Source organism: Vagococcus allomyrinae (assembly GCF_017829975.1).
GTDB lineage: Bacteria > Bacillota > Bacilli > Lactobacillales > Vagococcaceae > Vagococcus_D > Vagococcus_D allomyrinae.
Genome location: NZ_JAEEGA010000014.1, coordinates 20,794 through 34,281, shown reverse-complemented (window position 1 = coordinate 34,281; position 13,488 = coordinate 20,794). Strand labels below are relative to the sequence as shown.

Sequence of the window (13,488 nt, the reverse complement as noted above, 5' to 3'; positions counted from 1 at the left end):
CTTACATCATAATTTTCTTAGGATTTAAGCGTATCAAGTAAACCATCGGTGCAATAGTGGCTATTAAAATAGTGCCTAGCCCAACGATGAAGAAACTGATAATATACTTACTACTTAAACTAACTTGATATTCTTTGTTGACATCATCAGCAGACAATGACGTCGTATCCGAATTATTGCTAAATACCATCATGCCACCACTAGCAGCTGCCGCTTCTTCTTTTTCGGCTTCAGCTTGGATTTGATTTTGAATCATTGAGCTGGAAATACCTTTTGCCAAGTAATTACCGGAAAAAACCGATAAGCCAATGGCAACAAAGGCTACCACTATGACTTCAATAATCACCTGTCCCAAGACACGCTGGCGTTTTTCACCTAAAGATAAATAAATACCAAATTCATGTTTGCGATCTCTTAGGAACAACAAGACCACTAAACTGAGGATTAAAAGGGAAGCTCCAATGGCTGCGATTAACACATAGCCTGATAATTTCGACATGGATTTAATGGGCGCAGCAATTGAATTGTATTGATCAGTTGAGGCACTTAATTTATAATTTTTAGGGATTAGCGGCGTCGTTTCTTCCTTAAAGGCGTCGACTACTTCAGGGCTTTTCAAAACATATTTCGGCTGATAGGACATTTCACCATCTCCCGCAGCTTCAGGATTCACTTTTTTTAATTCCTCATTTTCAAAACTTAACTCTTTTGAAGTGACACCATTAGGCACATAAAGGGTGTTTTGAAATTGTGTATTGTAAAAACCAGCCATTGGGTCTGCTTTTTTAGTCTCATCGTCTGTTTTTTTCTCCGCTTCGATCGGTTCAAAGATCCCAATAATTTCAAGAGGAACATCTCGGCTGGCAACTGGCTCCATATTGGGATCATAGGTTGGACCAAAATCAAAGACATTGTTTTGATAGACAAACGTATCGCCGACACTTAGATTATTTTCATCCGCTAATTTTTTAGAAATAATTCCGACGTTGCTGCCTTTTTCAATTTCTTCTTCCGTAAAGGCACGACCGTCAACTAATTTTGCTTTCTTTTCCTTAAAATCCATAACTGCAGCATATTGCACGCCTTTCAAGATAAATTCCATCCCTTTCAACTCGCCTGAGGTCATGATGCCATTATCTTCTTGAGGAGGTGCAAAAGGCTTTACCTCCTTACCACCACCGTATATCTCTAAATTATAGTCAAAGTACTTAACATAATTAGAACTACCAATTTGCTTAATCAAGTCTTCCTTTAAGGGATCAAGCTTCACTTCTTCACCGCTTGCCATGGCCTCTTCATAAACTTTTGGATCAACATCAATAGAAGCAGTCCCCCCAAGTTGCTTCTTAATGCTTTTTTCCACATTTTGTGTGGCTTGTTGAATGGAAATCGCCCCTGCAATTAAATTGCCTAAAATAAAGACGACTGCGAATAAAATAAGGGCCCTTCCTTTTCGTCTGGTAATGCTTAAAAATGCTCGTTTTGCAAAATTCATCTGTTAATAATGCCTCCTTTAGTTAATCTATTAGCATCTTAACAAGTCAATATGAAGCCAATGTAAAGAGACAGTGTGGAGGTTATAAAGAAGCATTTCAGAGGTTCCATGGGCTCTTCCAGACACTCAAAAACGACAAAAAAAGAAGTGATTGAGGCATCTCAATCGCTTCTTTTTCGTCTTTTATTTTACTTCAAAGCCTTCAATGGTAAACTTCTCAACATAGCCTTGAACCTGATCATCTACCATTTTAGCGACAAAAGTTACTTGGTCACCCTTTTCCAAAAAGCCAGCAACTTCATAATCGTTCTCATTAACGATGTAGACAACACCATCGTCCAACACAAATTTAATGATGGTCGCTTCTGTTGTCATCATTGGAGCTGTCATACGAGCGACTTTGCCACTGACCTCAACTTCTTTGACTTCTGAGGTCGCACTGACATTTGTCTTCTTTTCGCCTAATTTTAAGCGATAGGTCTGCAAGGTTTTGTCAACCGTATCTTCCATTGCCAAAATATCACTATCAGTGGCGTTAACATAGGCGATTTTCTTAAAGATACCATTTTTATCTAGCATTGAAACAACCCATGTTGGCACGCCATCAATATTGTAGAGCAATGGCATATTGCCTTCCAACTTTTTCTCAGGAAAAACAAGGTCAACTAAATTTATCAAACCTTCACTGTCCATCATATTCTTCTTGCTATAGTAGGTAATTTCCCCAGTTCGAGCATTGATAAAGGAATAACCAATCGCCGAATCATCAGAGCTAGAAGGCGAGGTAAAATCAGTGAAATAGAGCATTTCGCCTTTTTCATTAAAGATTGGCGTCACGTCATCTTCGGTTCCATTTTCAGTGGCTAACTTAACCCCTTTTTTGGCCATTCGACTGTTCAACCAACCATTTTCATATTTTCCGTATACGCTGTTCATCTCGCTTGCCATTTCAGGGGAGATCGGCGCCTCAATAAAGGACGGTACATCTTCTAAGTCATAAACCTCGACTTTTCCATTAACGGTGTCTAAAACAGCAATTTTCATCTTGCGATAGTTAGGATTTTCCGAAATCCCCCGCGGTTTGTAGAGCGTTTGAACATAGTAGGCGTGGCCATCATCAGCAATTTCCAACTGTGGCTCTCCAATTGATTTATACGTAGCTGTTGCAAAATAAATCTTTCGCTCCACATCTTTAAAGAAATAAGCACTAGGAATATACGTCATATCCGTTTTCACTGGTTCAGGTTGCGCGTAAACATCGGTCGCTGACATTTTTAAATAGCCTTCAGAAGCGCCACCTTTCAACCAGCGCCAAAAACCCTTAAATTCCAGCGGGGCAATATAGACCACTTCGTCATTAACCTTTTGAACTTGTAGATTACCTAAATTGTAATATTGTTGATTTTCGAATTGATTCATCGATTTTTTCATTTTATTGCGAACTGTTTTGGGTGGGATGGTAACAGGGGTATCTTGCTTGTCAAGTTCTGGTGTATCTGTTCCTGCCACCAAATTCAGCGTGCCATAGACTTGTTTTTTACTGTAAATATCATAACCCACTGAAGCCCCAATCAATAGCACAAAGCTGATGATCAAAAAGGCAATTTGTTTGCCTAAACGCGACTTGTGGTCAATCACCAGTTCGTCAACTTGGTTAATCAGAAAAACCACTCCAACGCCTAATACCCCTAAGACGATGTTGGTAATCAAATAATTAAATAAAGACTTACTCGGCAACACTACCCAAATATAGACACTGTTGACTACAGTGATCAGGACTAACAGGCCGATTAATAATTGCCATTGCCGCTTGTTGAGGGAGCCTTTCTTTTTTACCACATAACTGCCGATAATGATCGCTAATAAAATACTGCTAATACCTAACTGACTTAACACAATAAGTCTCCTCCTTCTATCTACTACATGCCCTGCCTCCAGCAAAAATCCAACAATCAAAAAACTTTAGCAGGTCATGGGGCCACCAAAAAACTCAAGCAGTCCAAATTTCAGCTACTTGAGTTTATTTTAGCGGTTTTAGATGGATAACACAATCCGTCTAAAGACCAGTTTTATAACGACTCTGTCGGAACACTCATCAGTTCGGTCTTTAAAGTGGTTAGGGTGGTCGCTTTTTCCATAAATAAAGCAACAGGATTACCCCAATCGTAAAAAGCTAACAAGGCTTGTTCCCGTTCTTCCATGATGACTTTTAATCGTTCAACCAGCACCCCCCATTGGCTTTTGTTCGCATTTCTGGCTGGACAATAGTCGAAGAGTTTCCCCTTAATCTCCGCTAAGACTTCTTCTTGCTGATAGTAGTGCTCGATAAACATCCCCGGATCATCAATCTCTTGCTCCACTACTAGTCCTTCTACTCCTAATACAACGGATTTTAATTCCTTTAATAATAACATTTCTTTGGTCATCTTCACCGGTCTCCTAATCTGCACTTAGCGCTTCAACTGGGTCTTTTTTAGCTGCCATTCTAGCTGGCAACATCCCGCCTAACATGGTCAAGGCGATACTTACCAAGGCAAGTAACAGTCCGTGAACAGGGTTTAATTGGGCAATATTAGCCATCTCCGTCAGATTTTCTAAGACTATATTAACCGGTATGGTCAATAGGTAGGCAATCCCAATTCCCAAGGCTCCTGAACAGGTCCCGATAATAAAGGTTTCGGCATTAAATACGCGAGTGATATCTTTTTTACGTGCCCCCAAAGCTCTTAAAACGCCGATTTCACGCGTCCGCTCCATGACTGAGATGTATGTGATGATGCCAATCATAATCAACGAAACGACCAGTGAAATAGCGGCAAAGGCCACTAACACAATCGTAATCGCATCTAAGACACTGCCCATTAAAGACGTCAGCGTGGCTGCCAAGTCATTGTATTCAATTTGCTCACTTTCAGACTTGCCTTTATTCCAATCATCAAGGTAGGTTAACACGGCTTCTTTTGTCGCAAAATCTTTCGGGTAGATAGTAATCAACTCCGGACTATCGCTGTCACCAAATTTGGTTAATAGCTGGTCTTTGGTAATCGAACTAACCGCTGCCGATAGAGAGGCACCGCTGCCCATTCGGTGATCAGATTCAGGCTGACTGGCTTCAGTGGTGAAGGATTCACCTGTCAACACGTTATAATCGGCCTCCTGTTGCGCTTTGACAATCGCTGAATTTTGGGCCAGCTCAATCATCTCTGTGGCAAATTCCTGAGCATACTTTAGGCCTTCACTTAAACCGGCAATCTCCAAATCTTCCTTCCCTCTAATAACGCCCGTTACTTTTAAGGATTTTGCTGACGGTTTTTCATAGGCTGCCTTCAGTTGTTCCTCCCCTTGAATTGCTTTAAAATAGGCCCCCGCTGGCTGATAAAACTCGTCGTTTGGTATGGCTTTTAACTGATAGCCAATTAACTGATCAAATGTTAGCTGAGCATCCTCGGCAAACCCTAAGGACACTAGCAATTCACTGCTCAATTGATTATTTTCACCAATAACTAAAATTAGCTCGTCCTCACTTTTCGGGTAAGCGCCAGCCAATAAATCATAGTTTTCCTTTAAAAATCCTTGTTGATCACTGCCATTAGGCGTCGGGTAGCTAGCAAAACCAATCGTGTCTTGATTGACAACCTGGGTTTCTGCCTGTCGCCTGACCAAATTAAGCCCACTATTATACCCTCGATTAATCCCTGAAATTTGCTCATCAGTCAATTGACTTAAATAAGTCAAAAAAGCTGGACTAATTTGGTTTTCATGAGGCTCTTCTTCAGCGCCTTTATCTGCATAAATCAGTTGACTATCACGGTCTTCAGTTTCCGTCGTCTCTTCGGTTCCCAATCTTCTGGGGCCAAAACTGGTGTTGGTGGCCACCTTGGAAATGGTGATGGGGTAACCGGACAACGTGTCATTTTCAGCAGAACTAATCTGCTTATCAAAGCCATTAGACAGTGAAAGAACGAGGGCAATGCCAATAATCCCAATACTTGAAGCAAAGGCGATTAAACCTGTTCGCCATTTTTTGGTGGTGATATTTTTGCCAGAAAGCTTTAAGGCATTCCAAAAGCTCATACTGGTTCGACGCATCTGATAATCATGGGTCGGTTCTAAGACTTCCACTGGGGCTGAGTCATGAACAACTTGACCATCACGAAATTCAATAGTGCGCGTGGCATACTCAGCTGCCAATTCAGGATTATGGGTCACCATGATCACCAGCTTATCGTGAGCAATTTCGGCAATCAGCGCCATAATTTGTTCACTGGTTTTCGTATCTAACGCCCCTGTTGGTTCATCAGCTAATATAATGTCTGGATCATTCACTAAGGAACGAGCGATTGCCACCCGCTGCATTTGCCCTCCTGATAATTGATTGGGCTTTTTGTGGAGATGATCTCTTAAGCCGACTCGTTCTAAAACGGCTAACGCGCGACTTTTTTGTTCCCCTTTGGCCACCCCGCTCAGATCCATCCCCATCATGACATTGTCCATGACAGAGAGATGAGTAATTAAATTGTAGCTCTGAAAAATAAAGCCTACGCTGTTGTTGCGATAAGCATCCCAGTCAGCGTCTTTAAAGGTAGTCGTTGATTGGCCATTGATCAGTAAATCCCCTTCATCATATTGAGCCAAGCCACCAGCAATATTAAGTAAGGTCGTTTTACCTGAGCCACTGGGGCCTAAGATAGCCGCAAATTCACTTTTGCGGAATTTTAGATTAATCCCAGCAAGAGCTGTTTGTGTAAACTCTCCAGTGGTATAATGTTTGTAGATATTTTTAAGTTCTAACATGACGATCATCCTTCCAACTGTTGTTAACATTGAGTTTATCTTGCTAAGGTAAACTCAATGTTAACAACACCACTAATGATCAAAAGTTCAGACTAAAGTCTGAGACTCTCTTAATCCAGAAACTGAAAGGAGCGCCACATGGAAACAATTTTAATCGTAGAAGACGACCCTAATACCCAAGAACTGATGAGCATATACTTACGAAACAACGGCTTTCAAACCGTCCTTGCCAATAATGGCAAGGAGGCCATGACCATTATCGGTCAGCAAGCAATCGCTTTGGCTTTAGTCGATATTATGATGCCTGAAATGGACGGTTACCAATTGACTGATGCTTTAAGACAAGCCAATTATCAATTGCCTATCTTGATGGTCACGGCTAAAGAAACCCCTAGTGAAAAGAAAAAAGGCTTTTTAGTTGGCACTGACGACTATATGACCAAACCGGTCGATGAGGAAGAGATGCTTTTACGAATTCGCGCCTTACTGCGTCGCTCCCAAATTGTTGCTGAAAATCGCATCATGCTTGGGGACGTGTTAATCGATGCTGACTCATTGCAAGTTACAAAGGAACAAACAATTATCAACTTGCCTCAAAAAGAATTCTTGTTGCTCTTCAAATTATTGTCTTACCCAGGTAAAATCTTCACACGTCTGCAACTCATGGATGATATTTGGGGATATGATAGCGAAACCGACGCTCGCACTGTCAATGTTCACATCAATCGTTTAAGAGAAAAATTTGCTGAGTTTCCAGAATTTTCGATATTGACTGTTCGCGGACTAGGGTATAAGGCGGAGCGACACGTATGAAAGAAAAAAAGAGTCGTTTCTCCTTAACCGTTGGCCTTGTCTTTTTTGTTTTTTTTATGATGATCAGCTGTTTTATCATTATCGGGGGCGTCGTATTGATTTTAGCTAAAACAAAACTAATCGCCTTTGTTCCCCGCTTTTCCCACCAATATCGATTTTTTGGTCCCTTTATCATTATTTTTATTTTCAGCATTTTAATGGGAACCATGCTAACGGCTCTGTTCAGTCATAAAATGCTTCACCCCTTTAAGCGGGCGATTAACGCCATCAATCAGGTAGCCAATGGAGACTTAGAGACCACCCTACACTACGAACGGGCGCCATATGAATTGATTGAATTAAGCCACAGTTTTAATCGGATGACCAAGGAATTAAGTGGGATTGAAACCTTGCGGAGTGACTTTATCAATCATTTTTCCCATGAATTTAAAACACCGATTGTCTCGATTCAAGGCTTTGCCAAATTGTTAAAAGATCCGGGGATTAGCGAGGAAGATCGCCAGAAATACATTGACATTATCATTCAAGAATCCACCCGTCTCACTTCCTTGTCAACCAATGTACTCAACCTGTCAAAAGTTGAAACCATTGAAATATTGCCTCAAAAAACCAGCATTCAACTGGCTGAACAATTGCGACAAGTTATTTTACTGTTAGAACCTAAATGGCAAATTAAACAGATCACCTTTAACCTGACCTTAGCAGAATGTTGGCTTCAATCCAGCGATGAGCTGTTACAACAATTGTGGATTAACCTGATTGATAATGCCATTAAGTTCTCACCACCAAACAGTTCCATCACCGTAGAGTTGATTGATCGTGGTCAAGAGGTAATGGTCGTCATTAGTGATCAGGGAATCGGCATGGATCAGGCTACCCAAGAACTAGTCTTTAATAAATTCTATCAGGGGGATAATTCCCACGCAATTGAAGGCAATGGACTTGGCCTCTCTTTGGTTAAACGGATTGTTACCTTGTGTCGCGGCCAAATAACGCTTACTAGCAGCCCTGATAAAGGCAGCACCTTTACCATTACCCTACCAAAAAAATAAGGAGATATTCCAATGCCAAGCAAAATAACTGAACGATGGGATCTATACGATCACCATCGCAATCCAACAGGAAAGAGCCATCTAAGAGGAACTCCTTTAGGAAAAGACTGCTATCATTTGATCGTTCACGTCTGTATTTTTAATCAGCAAAACCAACTGCTGATTCAACAGCGCCAAGCTGATAAAATTGGTTTTCCAAATATGTGGGATCTCTCTGCCGCTGGTTCTGCACTTCAAGGTGAGACCAGTCAACAAGCAGCTGAGCGCGAAGTCGCTGAAGAATTAGGGGTAAACATTGACTTGTCCAACCAGCGGCCACGCCTGACAGTAAGTGTTTCCGAAGGGTTTGACGATTATTGGATGCTTTATCAAGAGATTACTCCTGACCAATTGACCCTTCAAATCAGTGAAGTTCAAGCTGCTCGCTGGGCAACAGAAGCAGAAGTATTGGCTCTATCTGAGGCGGGAAAATTTATTCCTTATTTCTTCTTAAAGGAGCTGTTTCGGCTAAAAGATGGCCAAGAGAGTACCCTCCCTGAGGCAATTGAGTAACACGAAGTCGCTGACTATTTGGCGACTTTTTTCTGATTCCAATTGCCATTTTTTACGCAAATGATATACTTAATGAAGCAACTACTGAAAGGGATCCAAAAACATGGCCAAACGTCGTTTTTTTTATGGATACAAGCGTGATTTTGCACGATTTCTCTCCACGCATCTATCCAGTATTCAATTAATCGTGATTTATTATGTCATTTTAACCATTATTTCTTTTGTTCTATTAAAATTACCTTTTTTTCGACATGCTGATGTTCACACCACCCTACTGGATGATCTTTTTATGGCCATCAGTACTGTAAGCGTCACAGGACTCAGTACCTTCAACATTAATGAAGTGTTTAATGATCGAGGTGTCATTCTCCTTGAAGTACTTTTTCAGGTTGGTGGCTTGGGAATCATGATGGTCTCCACCTTTTTCTTTATTGTCTCTCGGCGAAAAATTTCTTTAAAGCAACGTCAACTAATCATGACCGATATGAACCAACCTAAACTAAGTGGAATTGTCCGTCTAATTCGAACCACTTTAGCCATTTTATTATGGATTCAGTTAATATTTGGCGGAATTTTTTCCGTTCATTTTTATCTCTCCAACCATCACGCCACCATTCGAGATGCCATTTTTTACGGCTTCTATCAGTCGATATCAGCAGTCACTAACTCGGGGTTTGATGTGACAGGCGCTTCGCTAACGCCTTATGCTGAAGATTATTTTTTTATCATCTGTATTATTATTTTGATCATTATTGGTGGTATCGGCTTTCCAGTTATTATGGAAATGAAAGAGTGGCTCTTTTTCAAAAAGAAACGGCGGGGTTATCCTTTTCGCTTTTCTCTATTCAGCAAATTAGCGATCGGCGCCTTTCTGATCCTGTTTATCATCGGAACCTTGTTGATCTACTTACTAGAACGGCAGCATCTCTTTGCTGATATGGGAGAGAGTCACCGATGGATTACGTCTATGTTCTACTCCATGACGACCCGCAACGCCGGCTTGCAGATGAACAGCTTGACGGATTTTCAGACGCCAACACTTTTAGTCTTTTCGACCCTGATGTTTATCGGCTGTAGCCCTAGCTCCGTCGGCGGTGGGGTTCGAACGACCACCGTCGCCATTGTCGTGCTCTACATGTTCTCCTTTATTAAAAGCGAAGAGAAAATTAGTATTTTTGGGCGACGAATTTCAGAAGAAGATATCAAAAAAGCCATCGTCGTCTTCAACTTATCCTTATTAATGTGTTTCTTCTCAGTGATGACCCTAGCGGCAACTGAAAAACATTCACTTATTTCAATAGTAGTAGAAGTCGCCTCAGCTTTCGGAACCACTGGTCTTTCAATGGGGATTACCGGTGATCTTTCGGTCACTGGTAAAATCATTATCGCTGCCTTGATGTTTATTGGGAGAGTTGGCATGCTTTATACCTTGATGCTTTTCGTTCCTAAAGAAATGCAAGATAAAGGTTATCTTTATCCCACTGAAAAAATTATTATTGGCTAAGTGTCCAATTCAATCAGAAGTAATCAAAGCGGGTCCCTATCAAATGCTAGGGACTCGCTTTGCTTTTCCCCTATTTCACAACAAATATCGGGGGCATCAGTCAATAAGAAAAGGCTAAAAATAGTCTTTTTCTTAAGACTGCCTTTCCTTCATAGCAAAAGCATTAAAAAACAGCAAAATTTATGGTATGATGAACTGGATATAAAATTAAGTTTTCATTGTAAGCAGGAGGAATAATGAATGACCTTACAAAGTCAGTTAGCCACGTTTGTGGGAAAATCAAGTCAATGGTTTTTACAAACCTTTCTGAAAGGTGGCAGTAGTTTACCAGGAAAGCTCGCCTTAAAAATTGATCCTAATATTTTAGATAGTTTAGCCAAAGATTTTGAGGTCATCGTCGTAACAGGGACTAATGGTAAAACTCTGACGACCGCTTTAACGGTTAATATTTTAAAACAAGAGTTTGATAATGTCTTAACAAACCCTACGGGCGCCAATATGGCCCAGGGAATTGTTTCAACCTTTCTTTCAGCCAAAAATAAACGAGGACAGAAAAAATTTGCCGTTTTGGAAATAGATGAAGCCAGCTTAAGCAAAGTGACTGAACACATTAAGCCAAAGTTGTTTTTATTCACGAATATCTTTCGTGACCAAATGGATCGTTATGGTGAAATTTATACTACCTATCAATTAATCGTCGATGGCGCTGCTAAGGCACCAGAGGCCACGATTTTAGCCAATGGCGATCTGCCGATATTCAATTCAATAGAAACGGTGAATAAACGGGAATATTTCGGTTTTAACCATGAAAATGACAGCGAACTAATGGCCCATTATAATACGGATGGCGTTGTTTGCCCTAACTGTCATCACATTCTTCACTACAACATGATTACGTATAGCAATCTTGGGAAATACTATTGTCCAAATTGTGACTTTAAGCGCCCTCCCCTAGATTACCAGCTAACATTATTGGATAATATGACCAATACCTCTGCTGAGTTCGTCATCGATAATGAGCGCTACAGCATTGAGGTTGGTGGGCTATACAATGTTTATAATGCGTTGGCAGCAACAGCTGTGGCTGAGCACTATCACGTCGCCCCTGAAAAAATTCGCGCTGGCTTAGCTTATGATGAAAAAATATTTGGTCGTCAAGAAGTCATCGACATTAATGGCAAAAAATGTACGCTCGTACTGGTGAAAAACCCAGTCGGCCTCAATCAAGTCATTGATATGATTGAATTAGCGCCAAAGCCCTTTTCACTGGTCAGTTTGCTAAATGATAATTCAGCTGATGGTATTGACATCAGTTGGATTTGGGATGGCAACCACGAAGCCTTCGCTGAAATGGGTATTCCTCAAGTGTTAACAGGTGGCATTCGTCGAAAAGATATGACTTTGCGAATGAAAGTCGCTGGCATTCCTGAGTCGCAAATTAAAGAAGTGGACAGTTTGATCCATATCATTGATGAAATCAAACAGTTACCGACTGAACAGGTCTTTATTTTAGCCACCTATACAGCGGTGCTACAACTCCGCAAAGAATTAGCTAACCAAGGCTATATCAAAGGAGGAATGTAAGATGAGTTTGGAAATCAGAGCCTGCCACCTTTATGGCAACTTACTTAATACATATGGTGACAATGGCAATATGCTTATGTTAGCCTATCAAGCCAAACAACTTGGCGTTACCTTCACATCAGAAATCATCAGTGTCTATGAAGAGTTTCATCCTGATAATTACGATTTTGTGTTTTTTGGTGGAGGACAAGACTTTGAACAATTGATCGTCTCAAAAGATCTGCAAACAAAAAAAGAGCCCTTAACCCGTTATATTGAGGAAGAAGGTGTGATGCTTGCGATTTGTGGTGGCTATCAAATGTTAGGTCATTATTATATGGGCGCTCATGGAGAAAAAATACCTGGTATTAGCGCACTGGACCATTACACCTTGAGTCAAGACAACAACCGCTTTATTGGCGATGTGGAAATTTATAATGAGGCCTTCAAAGAGAGCTATGAAGGGTTTGAAAATCATAATGGCAAAACCTACCTTGGTAAAGGAGAGCGACCATTAGGCGTCGTGAAAGTAGGTTATGGCAACAACGGAGAAGATCAAACAGAAGGTGCTATCTATAAAAATACGTTCTGCAGCTATTTCCACGGGCCCCTCTTAGCTCGCAATGAACACTTAGCGAAACGACTCATTGACTTAACTTTAGTCAAAAAATACGGCAAAGATTATTTAAACCAATAAGTTGTTTATCTGGATTACCAAAAACCATCGAGGACATGTCCCCGATGGCTTTTTTATAGTTCATTTGGATTATCTTCGTGCTCAAAAAACTCGCGGGTAAATCCTTCACCAATTACGCTTTGTGCATCATTGATAATCACAAAGGCCAATGGATCAATCTCATCGATAATCTTTTGAATGGGTAATAGCTGTTGTCGACTAATGACCACGTACAACATTTTTTTAGCGTTTTTCTGATAATGACCTGTGGCATCAATAATCGTAATGCCCCGGGCTAACTGATGGCTAATGGCTTCAGCTATTGCTTCATGTTTTTCAGAAATAATGGTGACAGTTTTCTTCGGGTTAGCTCCTTCTAAAATAAAGTCCAATAATTTAGTCGACACAGCTAACGAGATGACGGTAAACATCATGCTCTCCAAACCGATGACAAATACTGAGGGTATGACCACAATCAAATCAAAAAAAAGTAAGGCATAACTGGTATTCCAACCTAAATATTTATTAGCTAATTTCGCTAAAATAGCACTGCCAGCTGTCGTGCCATTCCCTTTCATAATCAGCCCCATGCCGACACCCATTAAAGCACCAGCTGCTATTGAAGCAATGATGACCTCTGTTGTTTCGACCACTAACTGATCCGTTATTTTCAAAAAAAAGGACATGGCCATAACAGCGTACAAAGTATTAATAATCGTTTCACGGTCTAAAAATTTATAACCAACGATCAATAAAATCGTATTAAAAAAAACATTCGTTAAGGCAGGTGAGATCCCGTTAGTATAATAAAGAATCATTGTCAGGCCCGTAACCCCACCTTCACCTAGGTTATTAGGCAAAGCAAACGAGTTAACCGCAATGGCAAATATCAAGGCACCTGTCGTAATTTTTAATAAATTGAATAATAGCAATTGATTCTTCTTATTCATCATAAACCTCCTTTGTTCTGACTCATTAATTTTTTGCCAAAAAATAAGCGAACAGAAATGCTGATAAATCCGCACCTCTCTCCCTTAAA

The 13,488-nt window shown here is 40.6% G+C and carries 11 protein-coding genes; 6 read left to right on the top strand and 5 right to left on the bottom strand.

Going from position 1 to position 13,488, the window contains the following annotated elements:
• Position 1: 1 nt before the first annotated feature.
• From I6N95_RS18840 to I6N95_RS18825, 4 genes are all read right to left on the bottom strand, one after another.
• Positions 2–1,495 carry an FtsX-like permease family protein gene (locus I6N95_RS18840; RefSeq protein WP_209530892.1) on the bottom strand — a complete coding sequence of 498 codons (1,494 nt, stop codon included), beginning with the start codon at positions 1,493–1,495 and terminating at the stop codon, positions 2–4.
• 183 nt (positions 1,496–1,678) lie between these two features.
• A complete protein-coding gene (locus I6N95_RS18835; RefSeq protein ID WP_209530891.1) occupies positions 1,679–3,391 on the bottom strand; it encodes a DNA-binding protein in 1,713 nt (570 codons plus the stop codon).
• 173 nt (positions 3,392–3,564) lie between these two features.
• The gene (locus tag I6N95_RS18830) at positions 3,565–3,921 is read right to left on the bottom strand and encodes a hypothetical protein (protein WP_209530890.1); all 357 of its coding nucleotides are present in this window, start codon (positions 3,919–3,921) and stop codon (positions 3,565–3,567) included.
• 13 nt (positions 3,922–3,934) lie between these two features.
• Complete coding sequence (locus I6N95_RS18825) at positions 3,935–6,289, bottom strand: ABC transporter ATP-binding protein/permease (protein WP_209530889.1); 2,355 nt, start codon at positions 6,287–6,289, stop codon at positions 3,935–3,937.
• 138 nt (positions 6,290–6,427) lie between these two features.
• Here I6N95_RS18825 and I6N95_RS18820 point away from each other — a divergent pair, with 138 nt between their 5' ends.
• The 6 genes from I6N95_RS18820 (at position 6,428) to I6N95_RS18795 (ending at position 12,470) form a co-directional block, all read left to right on the top strand.
• Positions 6,428–7,102 carry a response regulator transcription factor gene (locus I6N95_RS18820; RefSeq protein WP_209530888.1) on the top strand — a complete coding sequence of 225 codons (675 nt, stop codon included), beginning with the start codon at positions 6,428–6,430 and terminating at the stop codon, positions 7,100–7,102.
• On the top strand, positions 7,099–8,154 hold the full coding sequence (locus I6N95_RS18815; RefSeq protein WP_209530887.1) for a HAMP domain-containing sensor histidine kinase: 1,056 nt from the start codon (positions 7,099–7,101) through the stop codon (positions 8,152–8,154). Before I6N95_RS18820 ends, I6N95_RS18815 begins: the two co-directional genes overlap by 4 nt.
• 12 nt (positions 8,155–8,166) lie before the next feature.
• Complete coding sequence (locus I6N95_RS18810) at positions 8,167–8,706, top strand: NUDIX hydrolase (RefSeq protein WP_209530886.1); 540 nt, start codon at positions 8,167–8,169, stop codon at positions 8,704–8,706.
• A 103-nt stretch (positions 8,707–8,809) separates the two neighbouring features.
• On the top strand, positions 8,810–10,210 hold the full coding sequence (locus I6N95_RS18805) for a TrkH family potassium uptake protein (RefSeq protein ID WP_209530885.1): 1,401 nt from the start codon (positions 8,810–8,812) through the stop codon (positions 10,208–10,210).
• Between the two features lie 240 nt (positions 10,211–10,450).
• Positions 10,451–11,794 (top strand): Mur ligase family protein, encoded by a 1,344-nt coding sequence (locus tag I6N95_RS18800; RefSeq protein WP_209530884.1) that lies wholly within the window; start codon positions 10,451–10,453, stop codon positions 11,792–11,794.
• 1 nt (position 11,795) lies between these two features.
• Positions 11,796–12,470, top strand: a complete 675-nt coding sequence (locus I6N95_RS18795) for a type 1 glutamine amidotransferase (RefSeq protein ID WP_209530883.1) — start codon at positions 11,796–11,798, stop codon at positions 12,468–12,470.
• A 53-nt stretch (positions 12,471–12,523) separates the two neighbouring features.
• Here the strand turns inward: I6N95_RS18795 and I6N95_RS18790 are convergent, their stop codons facing one another.
• Entirely contained in the window at positions 12,524–13,399 is an 876-nt protein-coding gene (locus tag I6N95_RS18790; protein WP_209530882.1) for a YitT family protein, read from the bottom strand.
• Between the last annotated feature and the right edge of the window lie 89 nt (positions 13,400–13,488).